We start from the raw sequence: 16,615 nt of genomic DNA, 5'->3' as shown, positions 1-16,615 counted from the left end.
TTGTGGAATAAAGCATGGAGGAGAAATTTTATGAGTACAGTAAAAGAGACAATAGCAAAGAGAAGTTCAACACGTGGTTATACACAGGACCAGATTATAAAGGAAGAGCTTGATCAGCTATTATCTGCAAAATACATATGGATGGAAGCATGAGAAACTGAGCAAGTATTTCTATTCAAAGGCAATCTGAGTAATGGAGCATTATGAAAGAGGCATAAGAACATGCTTGAAAGAATGGATGATTTCTTTACTGCCCGTATCAATGGGTATGATGAGCACATGAAGAGCAATATTGAAGGCGCGTCTTTGTTTTATAAGTTTACAGCAGCTCTTTTGCCGGTCGGTGAAAACGCAAAAGTGCTTGATCTGGGTTGCGGAACAGGACTTGAATTAGAGGAATTCTTTTTGGTAAATCCAAATGCAAAAGTTACCGGAATTGATCTCACAGAAGCCATGCTTGATTCACTAAAAGCTAAGTTTCCGGATAAGGATATTACAACAATCTGCGGGTCATACTTTGATGTGCCCTTTGGAGATGGAATATTTGATGCTGCAGTTTCTGTGGAATCGTTACATCACTTTTCAAAAGAGGAAAAGATTCCTTTATATGCGAAGCTTTGGCAGGCACTTAAGCCCGATGGATATTTAATCCTGACTGATTATTTTGCAGAGACAGATGAACAGGAAACGTTTTTCAGGCAGGAGCAGATTAGACTAAGAAAAGAGCAGAACTTGCCGGATGAAGTGTTTTATCATTATGACACTCCGCTGACTGTGGAGCATGAAAAAGAAGCTTTAATAGCTGCTGGATTTACAAAAGTAGAAGTGCTTAATCATTGGGAAGCAACATATACACTGAAAGCAGGAAGGTGATAAGGTAAAGAGCCATGAGTCTACAATTTGTAAAAGCAAGCACTTCTGATGCTTTGATACTAAATGGAATATCTAAAAGAGCTTTTTGAAGCAATGTATGATGAACTTCCGGTTCCAAAGAAAAAGAAGTGAGGAGGAACTGTATGATCACAAGGGATGAGGCATTTGAACTTTTAAAGAAATATAACAAGGATCCATTTCATATCCAGCATTCATTGACAGTTGAGGCTGTTATGAAGTGGTATGCAAATGAACTGGGATACTCTGATGAAGCAGAGTACTGGGGGATTGTAGGTCTTTTGCATGATATAGACTTTGAACTGTATCCAGAAGAGCACTGCCTGAAGGCTCCTGAACTCCTAAGAGAAGGTGGTGTCAGTGACGACATTATTCACTCTGTATGCTCGCATGGCTATGGAATAACTGTTGGATGCGGGACAACTATAGATGTGGAACCCATTCACGAAATGGAGAAAGTTCTTTTTGCAGCAGATGAGCTTACCGGACTTATCTGGGCAGCGGCGCTCATGAGACCGTCCAAGAGCACCAAGGATATGGAACTTAAGTCTCTCAAGAAAAAGTACAAGAGCAAGGGCTTTGCCGCAGGCTGCTCCAGAGAAGTAATTGAGCGAGGCGCGCAGCAGCTTGGCTGGGAACTTGATAAGCTGCTTACCATGACTCTTCAGGCTATGGCAGCAAGCGAAGATCTGATAAATGAAGAATTTGAGGAATACTCATGTGGAAGATAAAGCAGATATTTGATGGAGACTTTGGCTGCGAGGAGCTCGCACTCGGAGAAAGGCCAAAGGTTTCAGTAACACTTGAAAATGAGGAGGGACAAACAAAGCTTGTTTCCGTAGAAGATGCATGGCTTTCTGATAACGGACTTAATGTAGGCGATGCTTGGCCTATGCAGGGTATATTATCATGAATACATCAAGAAGAACAAAACACTTCTTGATCCCCACACACTTTTTTCATAACACATAAAGGCTGCGCCAAAATGTTCGTAGCCTTCCTCCCTACAACAACCCTGATACATTATGGGGATTAACCATAGATAGACTCTGACGACTCATATAGCGTCAGAGTCCTTTTTTGCATATAATTAAGAGAGTTGGATAAAGGGGAGTTACATATGAAATTAATAGTGAAGCACTTTGATGAGCGCAGCACCAATGAGCTCTAAGTTGATTGAACCGCCGTGTACCGAACGGTACGCACGGTGGTGTGAGAGATCGGCGGTCTAAGACCGCCTCCTACTATTTGCATATCCTGCCTATATTTCTTAGGGGTCATCCCATAAATTTTTTGAAAAGAATTATAAAAATATGTTTCATTTTTAAAGGAAAGCTTTTTGCATATCTCTGAAATCTGCATATCTGTGTGCTCAAGCATTTCAGCAGCCTCCTTCATGGCAATCTGTAGGGCATATTGCTTTATGCTGTAGCCGGTGTATTTTTTTACAATGCGATTAAGATAGGTAGCATTGTAGGACAATGATTCGTTTAAATCCTCCCTGGTGATTCTACCGTGCTTTGCCAAAATTTGATTTCTGACAGATTCGAAAAGCTGGGCCTCTGCGGAGGTACCTATTGTTAGAGGAACCATTTTATAATGATTCTTTATGGATAACTCATTAAAAATCTGAACGATTATAGCCTTTATAATGTAGGTAGAACCTACTTCGGGATTTACAAGTTGTTTTGTCAGTTTATCAAATAGCTTGTACATATTTTCCCTCACAGAGACATCGCTATCTGATGGGATAAAATCTATGTATTTTTTTTTCCTCGTTTTATCCTCTGACAGACCTAAACTATCACTCAAAAAATTTTCTAGAACTTGATTTCGATGCTTATTCTCCACCTGAAAATACATGTTACCCATATTTTCGTATAACTCTTTTATTAATCCTATAGGTAGACGTAAAAATAAAGCTCTATATTCTGTGGAGAACTCCTCCTGGTGGCGAACATTGCAGTTCAAAAGGCAAAGACTGCCAGCAGTGTAGAGATGCCTTTCAGATTCTATCTGTTGATACATTGTGCCGGAAATCAGATATACCAGCTCAAAGTAATCGTGGTAATGAAGCTGGTTAAACTTGTTTGGGCTGTGTTCATCATCGTAAGAAAAAGACGCATTGAAAAAGTTGCCCGGCGATATAAAACACCATACGAAATTTTCCTCCATATTATCAGGGTGGAGCGTCTCTAAAATAATATCAGGGCTATCTGCAGAACCTTCTGCCAAATTTCTTGAAAGAATGCGAGTATTCTGATTGTCTAATTTGAAATTGAATTGATATTGAGATGTATTTGTAGTATCTCCAACGTAGCTTGCCAAAATTTCTCCTCACTAATAAGTTCATTTATGTTGGTATTATAACTTATTACGTTTAAAAGTGCCATTGTTGCAACAAAAATAAACCTGTAAACTTTATTTATCAATAAACCATCAATAAACCATTTGGAGGAGGATAATATGGTGGAAAAATCGCAAAAAATTTCAGTGGGGAGACTGTTGGCTTGGAATACAAGACCAATTTCATTCGGAACAGTAACAATTCTTATGGGGTATCTGAGCATGTTTTGCACAGATAGTTTGAAAATGTCTCCGGTTTTAGTTGGAACCTTATTAATGGCAAGCAAAATCTTCGATGGCTTGACTGACTTGATTGCTGGGTGGATTGTAGATAATACAAACACTAAATTGGGCAAAGGACGCCCTTATGAACTGTGCTTGATTGGGACTTGGGTTTGTACATATGCTTTGTTTGCTTCGAATGTTAATTGGAGTACTACAGCAAAATCAATTTGGCTTTTAGTTATGTATACACTAGTGTGGTCAATTTTTGGAACAATGATGAATGCAGCTGAGGCACCATATATCATAAGAGCTTTTGGTGATCCTATGGCCATCACAAAGGTATCTGCATATGGTGGTGTATTTATCACTTTAGGCTGCATGGTTGTTTCTATTATTCTTCCAATGCTAATTGGAAAATACGCGCCAGTTCCAGGAGGTTGGCAAAAGATAGTATTAGTGCTTGCAGTGCCACTACTGATTCTTGGCTTGCTTAGATTTATTTTTATAAAAGAGGAATTTAATCCAAATGAAAACAACGAAGAGGAACGAGTTGGATTAAAGGATATCGTAAATGCGTTAAAAACAAACAAATATGTGTGGTTACTTGCAATAGTATCAATGATTCCACAGATGATACAGGGAATGGGGGCTATTAATTATTACTTTAATATCGTAGTGGGAGATATTACTAAACTCTCAGCTTTACAGCTTTTTGGCTTCATAACAACATTTACTATTATTTTATTTCCAACATTGATGAAGAAAACAACTGCAATGAACCTTATTGGCATTTTTGCGGCACTTAGTTTTTTAGGATACTTTGGAATCTTTTTTGCAGGAACAAACATGATTGCTTTAGGGGTTTGCTTCTTTTTCTCAGGGCTTGCAGCACTTCCTGTATCATACATGAGAACACCAATTATTATGGAGTTAGCAGACTATAATGAGATAAATAATCTTCCTAGAATGGAAGGATCTTTAGCTGCAGCAACTAATTTTACAATAAAAATTGGTCAGGCAATCGGTGCTTTTCTTTTAGGAACAATGCTTAGCTTTGGAAAATATGACGGAGCTCTTAGTACGCAGCCAGATAGTGCAATCCTTGTGATTAGAATCTTAAATAGCTTTATTCCAGCAATACTGATGGTTGTAATGGTCATTTGCGTTCTAGCATATAGACCACTTGAAAAGATTTTAAAAGAAAAGGCAAATTAAAATGATGAATATTAGCGATAATTACAGAGTTGCAAAAGATATTGCAACAGAAGGACTGGTCCTTCTTAAAAATAGTGATAATGTACTTCCTCTTCAGGAAAAAACAATAGCGCTGTTTGGAGCAGGTGCAGTTGAAACTGTGTTTTGTGGAACGGGAAGCGGATATGTTTCCGTGGAAAACTATGTAAATGTTTTAGAGGGACTTGAAAAAGCAGGCATCACAATTGCTTCAAAAAGCTGGCTGGAAAGATTTTTAGCTGCTTCTAAAAAAGCAAATGATGAAGATAAAACTCTATCTGATATAGACCGTTTCTGGAGTGGTAAAAAAATCTTAATCGATGAAATCCCTGTTACGGATGATGATATTTTAGAATCAAAGGATGCTACTACTGCGATCTATGTTATCCGAAGAAATGCAGGTGAAGATAATGATAGAACAGAATCAAAAGGTGATTACTATCTGACTGACATCGAGGAAGCAAATCTAAGAAAGGTGGCCGGAAATTTTGCAAATACGGTGGTAGTACTCAATACCTGCGTTATAGATGCAAATTTTATAGAAAGCATTTCAGGAATAAAGGCTGCTATTCTGATGGGACCATCAGGATGTGCTGGTGGTGAGGCACTGGCCCAGGTGTTGATAGGAAAATCTTTTCCTAGCGGAAAGCTTACAAGCACATGGGCTGTGAATTATAAGGATAATCCTGCAAGCAGCACATTTGCTTACAACGATGGTAATCCATATCAGGAGGATTACGCAGAAGATATTTTTATAGGCTATAGATATTTTGACACTTTCGGAGTAAAACCTCTTTTCCCATTTGGATATGGGCTTAGCTATACCACATTTGATATTTCAGCAAAATCCTTTAAGGCAGACTGGAACCAGGTGTCCTTAGATGTTGAGGTTAAAAATACAGGAAAGTACTCTGGAAAGGAAGTGGTTCAGCTCTATGTCACAGCACCAGAAGGCAGACTGACTAAACCATTTCAGGAACTAAAGGCATACAAAAAAACAGACATACTTGCACCGGGGGAAACTCAGATTGTTACTCTAAAATTTTCTACAGAAAGTCTAACAGCCTTTGATGAAATGCAGGCTGCTTTTATTATGGAGCCGGGAGAGTATCTGATTAGAGTGGGCAATAGTAGCGCAAATACTAAAGTAGTCATGAAGATACTATTAGACAACGAGGCAAAAGTTAGACAGGTAAGAAATGAATTCAACATGGACAGAAAGCTAGATTTACTTGTGGCACCAGTTAGCAGCAAAAGGTACGATGACCACCAGGTAGAATCAATTAATCTTTTTGCAGCAGATTGCAAAATTATTGACGGAGCATGCAAGACTACTGAGGCAGATGAGATAAATAAAAAAAGATTTGCAAATGTTGTTCCAGCAAAGAACGCTACTTTTTTTGACGTGGTAAATAACAAGGCATCCATGGATGAATTTGTTGCATCATTAGAGCCAGAAGTGTTAGTTCGTTTGGTAACAGGTGTAGCCAACGAAACACCCTATGAAACAGAGAATAGATTGCATAAAAGCTTAACACCAGTGGATGGACCTGTTTCATCTGGATCCACTACATCTCTTTTTACATCTACACTAGGCATCCCTAATTGGAAGGTAACAGATGGACCTGCGGGGCTACATTTACCAGGTCTTCCTGTTACATGTTTCCCTACGGATATTGTCATCGCACAAACCTGGAATGATGAAATGGCCTATCTTGCAGGAGATGGAGTAGGAAGGGAATTGCTTACCTATAACCAAAGCGTCATATTGGGGCCAGGCATGAATATTCATAGAGATCCATTATGCGGTAGAAACTTTGAGTATTTTTCAGAAGATCCACTGATAAGTGGAAAAATGGCAGCTGCTATTACGAAAGGTGTGCAAAGCAATGCTGGTGCATCGGTATCTATAAAGCATTTTGCCTGCAACAATCAGGAATCAGAACGATTTGATTCCAATGCAACAGTTTCGGAAAGAGCTTTAAGAGAAATATATTTACGCGGTTTTGAAATATGCGTTCGTGAGGCAAATCCTCATACCGTAATGACTAGCTACAATATGATAAATGGTATTCACACCTCATCAAATTATCAGCTACTTACTGATGTTTTAAGGGGCGAGTGGGGATTTAAAGGCCTTGTTATGACTGATTGGGGAACTCACAGTGAAAAGCCTTATGATTATCACGCCGGTAATGATTTGGTTATGGGTGGATATTGGACAGATGATCTGATTGCAGCAATGGAAGGAAAGGCGCCAGAGTTTTCAAATGATGGTTATGTAGTGGTGAAAGAGTTTCCAATATACGGTGGCTTTGCTACAGAAATTGTGGAAAGATGGAATGCATTTAAGCTATGCAAAGATGGAAAAGATATATTCACTACAAAGGTAGAAAAAGATGTCGCTCTTAATCCAAAGGTAATGGAAAAGGTAGACGCTGGTACAGCAAAAATAGAGACATTAGATGACGGCACCAGATTTGTTTCTTATTGTGGAATCAATAGAGGAGCATATCTTGACATAGATGATGTAAGAGCTTGTGCAGCAAATGTTTTAAAGCAGATTATCAATTCGGTATCGTATATACGATTTACAGAAAAACGAAATAACTAGACGGGAGAAAAAATGAAAAATCAAGTATACAATCCTTATTTACCTAATTGGGAGTACATTCCTGATGGCGAACCAAGAGTTTTCAATGACAGATTATATATCTTTGGTAGTCATGACCGTTTTAACGGGGCCGATTACTGCGAAAATGATTATGTTTCCTGGTCCGCGCCAGTTAATGATTTGTCAGACTGGCGTTATGAAGGTGTAATTCTTAGAAAGAATCAAACACCTTGGAACATAAAAAATGAACAATATTTTGCCCCAGACGTGGTTCAAGGGATTGATGGAAGATATTATCTATATTATTTTGTGGCCAACAGTTGCAAGATTTCAGTGGCAGTTTGTGATGAACCTGCAGGAAAGTATGAGTATTTAGGCGAGGTTAGAATGCCAGATGGCCATGCATATGGCTCATTGCAGGATGAATGGTTTACCTTTGACCCAGCAGTACTTGTGGATGATGACGGCAAAATTTGGCTGTATACTGGCAGTGGTCAGCCTTTAAATGAAAAATACGGTCATCCTCTGAAGGGGTGCTTCGTGGTTCAGCTGGATACAGATATGCTGACAATTATCAGTGAGCCAAAAGTAGTGCTTCCGGCAAACTGGAGTAGAAAAAATCCAGGATTTTTCGAAGGCGCATCTATTCGACATATAGGTGCTTGGTATTATCTGGTTTACCCTACATCAGATATGACAGGCTTAAATTATGCCATAAGTAGATATCCGGACAGAGATTTTGAACATAAGGGTCGTATACATAGTTCTAGCGATATTGGCTATGAAAACAGGGGCGTAATGGATTGCCTTTATCCTATAGGAAATAATCATGGTGGTCTTGCATGCATAAAAGGTCAGTGGTATGTTTTCGACCATCGCATGACAAACAACACTTTTTTCAGTAGGCAAGGTGTGGCTGAACCTATTAGCATCAAAGCGGATGGCACAATTGATATGGTTGAATCTACCAGCTGCGGATTGAATGGTGGAACGCTAGCAGGAATAGGCTCTTATCCGGCATATATCTGTTGCAACCTTGTAGGAAAAGGACTTTTGGGAAAGCATATGCCGATGAATGGCCCTTATGTTACACAAGAGGGAGACGATTTTGATCCAGACACAATGAGCATTGAAACTGCGCCAATTTCATATATTGATGGAATAACAAATGGTAGCCAAATCGGTTTTAAGTATTTCGATATGACAAGTACTACAGCGGTTCGTTTGAAGGTTCAAAATGCTAATGGAAAACTTCAGATACTAGATGATATCGATGGGAAACCTGTTGCAGAGGTGACAGCTAAAGTAGACGAAAGTTGGCAGGAGGTTAAAGTGGAATTTGACCCTCAAGTAGTTGCTGCTAGGACAAAATATAGTCTAAAAAATGTCCATTATTTATTAGATATAAAGGGAAAGGTAAAATGAAATTACGGAGTTTCACTTTATCTTAATCTATTGGAGGGGTACATGAAAAAAATATCATTTAACGATGATTGGAACTTTAAAACTGCAGAAAGACAGCTTAATGGTGTGACTTTGCCATTTGATGCGCAGCTTTTAGACGGCAGAAGTGCAGATTCTCCCGGTGGCGGCGGCCACGGATATTTTCTTGGGAATACCTATGAATACGAAAAGCACTTTTTAGCACCTTTGGAATGGAAGGATAACCATGTGCAGATTCTATTTGAGGGTGTATATCGCAATTGTGAAGTATTTTTAAATGGTAAAAAGCTAGGCGAGCATTGCTATGGCTATACTCAGTTTACAGTTGATTTGGATGATGTATTAGAATGTGGTGCTGAAAATACCTTAAAGGTAAATGTGGATAACTCTAAGCTTCCAAACTCTAGATGGTATACCGGCGGTGGAATCTATCGACCTGTTTCACTTTTGATAGGCGGCAAAGACCATATCGCTTTTCAGGGAGTAAAGGTCACAACCCTGGAGATTAATCCTGCCCGGATTAGAGTCGAGGTAGATGCAAATTGCGACTGCAATATTAATGTAGATATTTTAAAAGATGGTAAGGTGGTTGCAAAAACTAATGGTCACGATAGCGAGATTGTTATAGAGAATGCAAAGTTTTGGTCAGATGAAACACCAGAGCTTTATGAAGCTGTAGTTACCTTGGAAAAGGACGGGCAGATAGTTGATGAGGCTGTTGAAAAGTTTGGTATCAGAAAAATCACCTGGAGTAATCAGGGATTGTTTGTTAATGGCGTAAACACCCTTCTAAGGGGCGGTTGTGTGCATCATGACAATGGCATTATCGGCGCAGCCAGTCTTCCGGAGAGTGAATGGCGCAGAGTACGTATACTCAAGGAACAGGGCTTTAATGCTATTCGTGTTTCTCATAATCCTGCATCCACTGCAATGCTGGAAGCCTGCGATTATTACGGCATGTATGTTATGGACGAGGCATTTGATATGTGGTACGTTCGCAAGACCAAATACGATTATGGCATGGACTTTAAGGAATGCTGGCAGTCAGATGTGCAGGCCATGGTGGAAAGAGACTATAATCATCCAGCTGTCATTATGTATTCCATTGGAAATGAAGTATCAGAGCCTGGCAAACCAGAGGGCGTTGATCAGGGTAAGGAAATCATCTCATTTATAAAAGGAATGGACGATACTCGTGCAGTCACTGGCGGAATGAATCTGATGATTATGAGCAACTATGCTAAGGGCAAGGGGCTCTATGATAATCCTGATAAGGAACAGACTGCGGTGCAAACTGATGATGGCAAGACAAAAAATGCCAGTCTTTTCTTTAATATGATGGCATCTTTCGTCGGCCCAGGCATGAACAAAGCTGGTAACTCGAATAAGGTAGATGCTGTCACAACACCTATTTTGGACGCATTGGATATAGCTGGATATAACTATGCAAATGGTCGCTATCCTATGGAAGGACAGAAGCACCCTGATAGAGTAGTGGTAGGTAGCGAAACCTTCCCATATGAAATCGGGAAAAACTGGGATATGGTTAGAAAATATCCTTATCTTATCGGAGATTTCATGTGGACAGCATGGGATTACCTTGGTGAAGCAGGTCTTGGAGCTTGGTCGTATACTGGTGGCATGCCTTTCAACAGGCCTTATCCATGGATTCTTGGAGGAGCAGGAGTGATTGATATATTAGGAAATCCTGATGCCAGTGCAGGGCTTGCAAAGGTGGTATGGCATGTAATAGATACTCCTGTTATCGGAGTTCGTCCAGTAAATCACCCTGGAGTGAGGGTTTCAAAATCAGTTTGGCGTGGAACTAATGCCATTGAAAGCTGGTCCTGGAAAGGGTGCGAAGGTAACAAGGTTGAGGTGGAAATATTTGCTGATGCCGCAGAGGTGGAGCTGTTTATTAATGGCAAATCCCTTGGCAAAAAGAAAATTAAAAACTATCAGACAATGTATAAAACCAAGTATCAGCCAGGCATCATAGAGGCTGTGTCATATGATAAATATGGAAATGCAATTGGAAAATCCGCTCTTAAATCAGCAGGAGATGCTCAAGTGGTAGTATTTCCAGAAAAAGAGAATTATCGTATAGGTGATATAGCTTACTTTGATATTAGTATCAGAGATAAAGATGGCATAGTAGAATCAAATTCTGATAGAACTCTCAATGTTGCTGTTCAGGGCGGTGAACTTCTAGGATTTGGTAGTGCTAATCCATGTACAAAAGAAGATTATCTGTCAGGCACATTTACTACCTATTATGGCAGGGCACAGGCCATTGTTAGAGTCACATCAGATGATGTAAAACTTGTGATAAAATAAAACTAAGGCGAAGCCGTTCTGGCTTCGCCTTTAATTATGCTACAGGGCGGATGTAGGCGATAACAGCATGGAGTAAATGTCGGTAAAAAATACAATATTACCGATATTTACTTGAATTCATTCTATGTACAGAGTATATTTAAGTAAAAGTAGGAATAAAAACATTTTTTACCGAGGATTACTTAAAATGATTCTGTCATATGAAGAAGCAATAAAAGAATACGGCTCAGATTATAAACTCAAGAAGGCCATAGATTCAAGTGTAGTTTTTAAAATTGAAAATGGGATATATTCAAGTCGAAAGTACAATAATGAGCTGGAAGTTATATTAAAAAAATATCCAAAAGCCATACTTGCAGGAGAATATGCTTTCTATATTCACGGTCTTACAGATGTGATACCAGAGAAATATTCTCTCGCGACATCTTCCAAAGCGGCTCGGATTACAGATAAGAGAGTGGAGCAGCTATATGTGCGTCAGGATCTTTTACCACTTGGAGTACAGGAAATAGAAAAGAATGGAGCTGTTATAAGAGTATATGATAAAGAACGCATGCTCATCGAACTTCTTCGGAATAAGAATTCTATGCCTTATGACATCTATAAAGAGATTCTGTTAAATTATAGGGGAATAATTGGGGACCTTGAAATATGGCGAATCCAGGAGTATGCCGAAAAATTCCCTAAAAGCAAAATGATTTCCAAAGCCCTGGATGAGGAGGTAATGTAAATTGGATATAAATGAAATGATAGATATGTACATGGAAGATGGCCTGACAAGAGAACTTGCCGCAGCTAGGGTCTGTCAGGATGTTGTTTTGAAGGCTATATCGATTGGGCCGCTAAACAGGAATGTTAGCCTGAACAGCAGGCATATAAATTGGGAAAGAGCTTGAAATAAGCATGACACTGTAGCGCGGGAGAACCAATTAAAATGAATTTGAGAGGAGACAGGTTATGAGGAAAATAAGAATTTTTTTCTGCATACTTCTAACATTGGTAATGGGACTTGAAGGGATAGGATTTCCATACATATCCGTGGAGGCAGCAGCAACAACCATAGTACAGATAAAAATTGGGGATACAAATTTTCAGGCGTCTTTCGAGGATAATAAAACAACAAAGGCACTTTTAAAAAAATTTCCGGTCACTTATACGATGTCTGAATTGAATGGCAATGAAAAGTATAAGTATTTAAGTTATGAATTGCCTGAAAATGCGAAACAGGTAAAAACCATACACGCAGGAGATATCATGCTGTACGGAACGGATTGTATTGTGCTCTTTTATAAGGATTTTAAGACTTCCTACTCTTATACCCGTTTGGGAAGAATCACAAATCCGTCAGGACTTGAAAAAGCAGTTACAAAAGGGAAAATCAAAGTACAGTTTTCTATTCCGAATAAAAAGATCAGTTTGAACAAGAAAAAAATAACACTGACAAAAGGTAGTTCCTTTCAATTGAAACTGATTGGTGGAAAAGCAAAAAAAGTGAAATGGAGCGTTCAGAACAAAAAGATTGCCACGGTAAAGAATGGCAGGATAAAGGCAAAAAAGAAGGGAAAAACGAGAATTGTAGCAACATATAGAAAGAAGAAATATGTCTGCCAATTGACGGTAACAGAAAAGAGTTGAAGAAACAAAAATGAAGGATGGAAAAGAGGATATAGATTCTATTGAAGCGATCTCTTTTGACCCATATACACATGGATACTACAAGGTCAATGGCAGAGTTGGAGAGGCATTTAAGGACGGGTTAAAACTAAAGTAAGGATACTAATATGTCAAAAGCGAGGCAGAACAGACTTCGTAAAGCTAAGGAATGGTTTCCTGAGCAGGGCTTTACAGAAGATTCACACATAGTAAAAGCATACAGGAAGAAGTTTAACGTCGATAAAGATTGCGCCATGCGTGAACTCTGCATGCTTCATGTGCTTAGCCCCGAGAAACAGAAATCTTATGAAGACCAGCTTGCTGCTAAGAAGCATAAAAACCAGGAAAGAAGAAAGCCAAAGGAGTATATCAACCCAGATCAGGATGAGTATTTCTACTTTATTGCCGGATATACATCTGGCGGTGCTCCATATGGGATAACCTGGGAACAGGCCAGAGAAGAAGGTCTGGTTAAAGAGGAAGACTAAGAATATAAGGATGTATCTGATTGCAAGATAGCAGTCAGTACATGTAAAGATGCCGTACAGGGGACCTAAAATATATCAATCAGGAGAGTATCGAACAAGGAGGCAAGACAAACTTTATGAGATGGATTTTCCAACATATGAACAGCAGGAGATACCGGTGACAGATGAAATGGAAAGAGCCTTTGGAGAAAGACCCGTTAAGGCCGTACTGGGACCCGATCTTGTATGTATTTTTGGATCTGAGGAGCAGATCCGGAACATGAAGCCGGATCAGAGTAAACTTGCCGGACTTCCCGGGCGTGGACAGAATGTTACGGCAAGAGGAAAAGATACAGACTGCGTATCGAGGAGTTTCTTTCCCAAGCTCTTAGTTCCGGAAGATCCCGTGTGCGGTTCTGCGCATTGCCAGATAGCGGATTACTGGTCAAAAGAATTAGGAAAATCAGAGATTCATGCGTACCAAGCATCGAAGAGAGGCGGGCATCTATATTGTGAACTGCTTGATCATGGGAGAATAAAAATCAGTGGAGAGGCTACCTTGGTTGCTATCTCGGATATCGTTGTTGATTTTTAACTTCCAGTTTTATCTGTTAAAGGAGAATGAATCATTTTGGACTCTAAGAAACTGAATGCGATTATATATGCATTATTAGCGGCATTGTTTTATGCAATAAACATACCGTGTTCGAAATTACTGCTTAATAACGTGCCAACGACGTTTATGGCTGCATTGGATGAGGTTAAAGAATGTTACGATATTCTGTTATACGAAAACGGCGGAGCGAAAAAGAAAATGCTCCGCCGTTTTTTTAATATGTGTTTGCCAAGTGATGGACTCACCTAAATAAATCGCAGGTATGATGATCACCAGATAAATCCGCAAAAGTTACAAAAAGGTAACCACGGTTACAAAAAAGTGCGTTCTTGTGGGAAAAGGTTTCTCCGTATAATAATAGACACAGACAACAATCGTGTTGTTTGAAAACAAACTATTACCGTTAAAGGAAGCATTGAAATGAAGGGGTATAAAGATTTTGAAGGCGAGCTGATCCTGCGGGATTATCTGGCGTATGACAGGACAAGGCTTGCATTGGCGAGGACTTTTTTATCATTTGGCAGAACCTCTCTGGGTTTGGGGGCATCGGGGATGGGATTGATGATCATAAGAAATGAGCCGTGGTGTTTTGCAACGGGGATTTGTATAATTATCACAGCAATAGTGATTCTGATCTTTGGCGGAATATACTGTATCAGGTTTAAAAACAGATTGGATGAATTGAAAGGAAGATGAGCCATGACAGATTTATCAATAAAAAGCGAAGACTACATAGCCGTACATGTGGACATAGAGAATGTAAGCATTTCCGGAGAGGAGACGCTTAGGGTTGTCAAATCCGAAAAGATCTATGAGTATGACGAAAATACCTATGCCAAGTATAAGGAAATAGATTTTAAGGACGGAATCATTGAAGTGGATATGCGAAGCAGGCTCCTTGCCGATGCACCGGATTTTGCCCGGGGGTTTATCGGGATTGCTTTTAGAATAGCAGAGGATGACACATGCTTTGAATCCTTTTATGTGCGCCCGACAAATAGTGTAAACGCGACAGATGACATGATAAGGCAGTCGCATGGCTGTCAGTATTTTGCTTATCCGAAATATACCTTTGCTTATTTTAGAGATCATGGCATTACAGAGTATGAGGCGCCGATTCATAACGAATTGGATCAGTGGATCCACCTGAAGGCTGTTATAGAAAACGATCATGCAAAGTTTTATCTGAACAACGAAAAAGAACCTACATTAACAGTTGAAAAACTGTTGCATGGCGGTGATGGCCATGGTGGTATCGGATTTTTTGTGGATATTGGCACGGAAGCTTTTTTTAAGAATCTGGTGATACATCATAGTTTTTGATTTATTTGACGCTTATGGAAAACTTCCTGAACCAGCAGATTTCTTGGTACATGGTCAAAGATCTCTATCTCATCAAAGTTTTCATCATCAAGGAAATTACCGGTTCCTGCTGATGCAGAGGTAAGAGCAATCTTCATTATGCGTCCTTCCAGTAAGGTGACTGCTTAGGATATGCTCTTTCTATACTCCTTGGGTGTCATCCCATATTTCTTTTTAAAAACATTCTGGAAATAACTCTGGGAAGAAAAACACAGATATTCACTGATCTCACTTATGGAGCGATCAGAGTAGTGGAGGAGGCTTCTGGCTTCCTCCAGTTTTTTTCTCATGATAAAAGAGCTGATGTTAAAGCCCAGTTCTCTCTTGAATTTCTTGGAGAGGGTGCTTCGTTCCATGCCAAGGTGATCAGCAATCTCTTCTACAGAGATGTCCTGATTGACGTGATTGGAGATATATTCGATGGCCCTGTAGATATCAATGGTCATTCCGGAAGGAATCTTTGCTTCCGAAACTCTCTTGGTAAAGTCCATAGCTGCCGTGGCATTAAGGAATGTGATAGCCGCAGAGTCCGTCATCTTTTCCGCTTCCTGGATATAGGAGTCGGAGAGAAGATACGCTGTTTCCACATCCAGTCCGCCTTCAACAGCTTTTCTGGTGATGATGGCGATGGAGCTGATAAAGATGTTCTTGGCCTGGCGCAGTGAGTCACCCGCCACTTTTCCTTCAGTTATCCTTGGCGCATTTTTGAAGAATGCTTTGAGGCCTTCCACGTCACCTCGATGAATGTATCCGTAGTATTCCTTCTCAAAGAGATACGTATTGTGGAAACGCTCATTTTCCTTGATATCCACAAGTTCTCTTGTATGCTTTTGCCCGATAGCTTTCTCTTTTCCCTGATCAAATACGTTGAACTTGGAGATAATGTCTATGGTCTCGCCATTCAGTTCCCTGTTGATCAGGGCAAGGATATTGAAAAACTGAGAGTTTGAAAACAGAGGAGTCTTGCGATAGAACTCCTCTATTCCCAGCTTGTATTCCACAGGCAGAGAGTATTCTTTTATCATGTGATCGATGATGTCAGAGGTTATTGTGACATTGCTTACAGGTCCTACGATTATGGTTTCACCGGTGTTAAAGTTCTGTATTATTCCTAAAAAGAGAAAGTCTTCTGTGGATCTGAAACTGACATTCTCGTTACTTTCTGTAAGAAGCCCCTTATATGCAGAGATAAAGTCCACCGGCAGCTCATTTGCAGGGAATGCCATAATAAGCTCGTCTTTCCTGAAGTAGTGGACAGGAATATATGCCGCGTTGTATAGAAAATTTAGGAAGTCTTCGATTTTTCTTTTTCCAGCCATTATAATTCACCTAATTACAAATAAATTCACGTGCATGCAATAATATTATCTTCAGATACACTACAATGTCAATAAAGAAAGAGATGCACTGTGTGTGATATTTAGAGGA

At 39.6% G+C, this 16,615-nt stretch carries 20 protein-coding genes; 17 read left to right on the top strand and 3 right to left on the bottom strand.

Annotation, left to right across the window (positions count from 1 at the left end):
- The first annotated feature begins 30 nt into the window (after positions 1-30).
- From G603_RS23025 to G603_RS0110290, 4 genes are all read left to right on the top strand, one after another.
- Positions 31-153, top strand: a complete 123-nt coding sequence (locus tag G603_RS23025) for a hypothetical protein (RefSeq protein ID WP_255345806.1) — start codon at positions 31-33, stop codon at positions 151-153.
- A gap of 69 nt (positions 154-222) precedes the next feature.
- A complete protein-coding gene (locus G603_RS0110300; RefSeq protein WP_026670175.1) occupies positions 223-873 on the top strand; it encodes a class I SAM-dependent methyltransferase in 651 nt (216 codons plus the stop codon).
- Positions 874-1,016: 143 nt separating this feature from the next.
- Entirely contained in the window at positions 1,017-1,622 is a 606-nt protein-coding gene (locus tag G603_RS0110295) for an HD domain-containing protein (protein WP_026654007.1), read from the top strand.
- Positions 1,610-1,804 carry a hypothetical protein gene (locus tag G603_RS0110290; RefSeq protein ID WP_026670174.1) on the top strand — a complete coding sequence of 65 codons (195 nt, stop codon included), beginning with the start codon at positions 1,610-1,612 and terminating at the stop codon, positions 1,802-1,804. Before G603_RS0110295 ends, G603_RS0110290 begins: the two co-directional genes overlap by 13 nt.
- A 254-nt stretch (positions 1,805-2,058) precedes the next feature.
- Here the strand turns inward: G603_RS0110290 and G603_RS0110285 are convergent, their stop codons facing one another.
- Entirely contained in the window at positions 2,059-3,219 is a 1,161-nt protein-coding gene (locus G603_RS0110285) for an AraC family transcriptional regulator (protein ID WP_026670173.1), read from the bottom strand.
- A gap of 138 nt (positions 3,220-3,357) precedes the next feature.
- Here G603_RS0110285 and G603_RS0110280 point away from each other — a divergent pair, with 138 nt between their 5' ends.
- The 13 genes from G603_RS0110280 (at position 3,358) to G603_RS0110220 (ending at position 15,148) form a co-directional block, all read left to right on the top strand.
- Entirely contained in the window at positions 3,358-4,677 is a 1,320-nt protein-coding gene (locus G603_RS0110280; RefSeq protein WP_026670172.1) for an MFS transporter, read from the top strand.
- A 1-nt stretch (position 4,678) separates the two neighbouring features.
- Positions 4,679-7,309 carry a beta-glucosidase gene (locus G603_RS19980; protein WP_051207721.1) on the top strand — a complete coding sequence of 877 codons (2,631 nt, stop codon included), beginning with the start codon at positions 4,679-4,681 and terminating at the stop codon, positions 7,307-7,309.
- 12 nt (positions 7,310-7,321) lie between these two features.
- A complete protein-coding gene (locus G603_RS19975) occupies positions 7,322-8,734 on the top strand; it encodes a family 43 glycosylhydrolase (protein ID WP_051207719.1) in 1,413 nt (470 codons plus the stop codon).
- Between the two features lie 42 nt (positions 8,735-8,776).
- On the top strand, positions 8,777-11,089 hold the full coding sequence (locus tag G603_RS19970) for a glycoside hydrolase family 2 TIM barrel-domain containing protein (protein ID WP_051207717.1): 2,313 nt from the start codon (positions 8,777-8,779) through the stop codon (positions 11,087-11,089).
- A gap of 124 nt (positions 11,090-11,213) precedes the next feature.
- Entirely contained in the window at positions 11,214-11,819 is a 606-nt protein-coding gene (locus G603_RS0110260) for a type IV toxin-antitoxin system AbiEi family antitoxin domain-containing protein (RefSeq protein ID WP_155832661.1), read from the top strand.
- 1 nt (position 11,820) lies between these two features.
- Positions 11,821-11,985 (top strand): hypothetical protein, encoded by a 165-nt coding sequence (locus G603_RS22375; protein WP_155832660.1) that lies wholly within the window; start codon positions 11,821-11,823, stop codon positions 11,983-11,985.
- A 61-nt stretch (positions 11,986-12,046) separates the two neighbouring features.
- Positions 12,047-12,724: a cyclophilin-like fold protein gene (locus G603_RS22000; protein ID WP_081669888.1), complete on the top strand. Its 678-nt coding sequence runs from the start codon at positions 12,047-12,049 to the stop codon at positions 12,722-12,724.
- A 10-nt stretch (positions 12,725-12,734) separates the two neighbouring features.
- On the top strand, positions 12,735-12,860 hold the full coding sequence (locus G603_RS21995) for a hypothetical protein (RefSeq protein WP_330367628.1): 126 nt from the start codon (positions 12,735-12,737) through the stop codon (positions 12,858-12,860).
- Between the two features lie 10 nt (positions 12,861-12,870).
- A complete protein-coding gene (locus tag G603_RS19960) occupies positions 12,871-13,230 on the top strand; it encodes a hypothetical protein (protein ID WP_051207715.1) in 360 nt (119 codons plus the stop codon).
- A gap of 49 nt (positions 13,231-13,279) precedes the next feature.
- Positions 13,280-13,804, top strand: coding sequence for a PhzF family phenazine biosynthesis protein (locus tag G603_RS19955; RefSeq protein ID WP_081669887.1), 525 nt, complete (start codon positions 13,280-13,282; stop codon positions 13,802-13,804).
- A gap of 36 nt (positions 13,805-13,840) precedes the next feature.
- Complete coding sequence (locus G603_RS0110230; RefSeq protein ID WP_026670170.1) at positions 13,841-14,074, top strand: hypothetical protein; 234 nt, start codon at positions 13,841-13,843, stop codon at positions 14,072-14,074.
- A gap of 171 nt (positions 14,075-14,245) precedes the next feature.
- Entirely contained in the window at positions 14,246-14,521 is a 276-nt protein-coding gene (locus G603_RS19950) for a DUF202 domain-containing protein (RefSeq protein WP_051207712.1), read from the top strand.
- Positions 14,522-14,524: 3 nt separating this feature from the next.
- A complete protein-coding gene (locus G603_RS0110220) occupies positions 14,525-15,148 on the top strand; it encodes a hypothetical protein (protein WP_035792752.1) in 624 nt (207 codons plus the stop codon).
- Here G603_RS0110220 and G603_RS22370 read toward each other — a convergent pair.
- A complete protein-coding gene (locus G603_RS22370) occupies positions 15,136-15,285 on the bottom strand; it encodes a hypothetical protein (RefSeq protein ID WP_155832658.1) in 150 nt (49 codons plus the stop codon). The genes G603_RS0110220 and G603_RS22370 overlap by 13 nt on opposite strands.
- A gap of 27 nt (positions 15,286-15,312) precedes the next feature.
- Positions 15,313-16,506, bottom strand: coding sequence for a helix-turn-helix domain-containing protein (locus G603_RS19945; protein ID WP_051207709.1), 1,194 nt, complete (start codon positions 16,504-16,506; stop codon positions 15,313-15,315).
- Positions 16,507-16,615 lie beyond the last annotated feature (109 nt).

The sequence above is a fragment of the Butyrivibrio sp. AE3006 genome, from assembly GCF_000424165.1.
Taxonomy (GTDB): Bacteria; Bacillota; Clostridia; order Lachnospirales; family Lachnospiraceae; genus Butyrivibrio.
This window is presented reverse-complemented; position numbering and strand designations above follow the sequence as displayed.

Coding starts and splice junctions, on each gene's coding strand:
- G603_RS23025 (WP_255345806.1), top strand. CDS start 31: ATGAGTACAGTAAAAGAGACAATAGCAAAGAGAAGTTCAACACGTGGT.
- G603_RS0110300 (WP_026670175.1), top strand. CDS start 223: ATGCTTGAAAGAATGGATGATTTCTTTACTGCCCGTATCAATGGGTAT.
- G603_RS0110295 (WP_026654007.1), top strand. CDS start 1,017: ATGATCACAAGGGATGAGGCATTTGAACTTTTAAAGAAATATAACAAG.
- G603_RS0110290 (WP_026670174.1), top strand. CDS start 1,610: ATGTGGAAGATAAAGCAGATATTTGATGGAGACTTTGGCTGCGAGGAG.
- G603_RS0110280 (WP_026670172.1), top strand. CDS start 3,358: ATGGTGGAAAAATCGCAAAAAATTTCAGTGGGGAGACTGTTGGCTTGG.
- G603_RS19980 (WP_051207721.1), top strand. CDS start 4,679: ATGATGAATATTAGCGATAATTACAGAGTTGCAAAAGATATTGCAACA.
- G603_RS19975 (WP_051207719.1), top strand. CDS start 7,322: ATGAAAAATCAAGTATACAATCCTTATTTACCTAATTGGGAGTACATT.
- G603_RS19970 (WP_051207717.1), top strand. CDS start 8,777: ATGAAAAAAATATCATTTAACGATGATTGGAACTTTAAAACTGCAGAA.
- G603_RS0110260 (WP_155832661.1), top strand. CDS start 11,214: ATGTACAGAGTATATTTAAGTAAAAGTAGGAATAAAAACATTTTTTAC.
- G603_RS22000 (WP_081669888.1), top strand. CDS start 12,047: ATGAGGAAAATAAGAATTTTTTTCTGCATACTTCTAACATTGGTAATG.
- G603_RS21995 (WP_330367628.1), top strand. CDS start 12,735: ATGAAGGATGGAAAAGAGGATATAGATTCTATTGAAGCGATCTCTTTT.
- G603_RS19960 (WP_051207715.1), top strand. CDS start 12,871: ATGTCAAAAGCGAGGCAGAACAGACTTCGTAAAGCTAAGGAATGGTTT.
- G603_RS19955 (WP_081669887.1), top strand. CDS start 13,280: ATGCCGTACAGGGGACCTAAAATATATCAATCAGGAGAGTATCGAACA.
- G603_RS19950 (WP_051207712.1), top strand. CDS start 14,246: ATGAAGGGGTATAAAGATTTTGAAGGCGAGCTGATCCTGCGGGATTAT.
- G603_RS0110220 (WP_035792752.1), top strand. CDS start 14,525: ATGACAGATTTATCAATAAAAAGCGAAGACTACATAGCCGTACATGTG.
- G603_RS22370 (WP_155832658.1), bottom strand. CDS start 15,285: ATGAAGATTGCTCTTACCTCTGCATCAGCAGGAACCGGTAATTTCCTT.
- G603_RS19945 (WP_051207709.1), bottom strand. CDS start 16,506: ATGGCTGGAAAAAGAAAAATCGAAGACTTCCTAAATTTTCTATACAAC.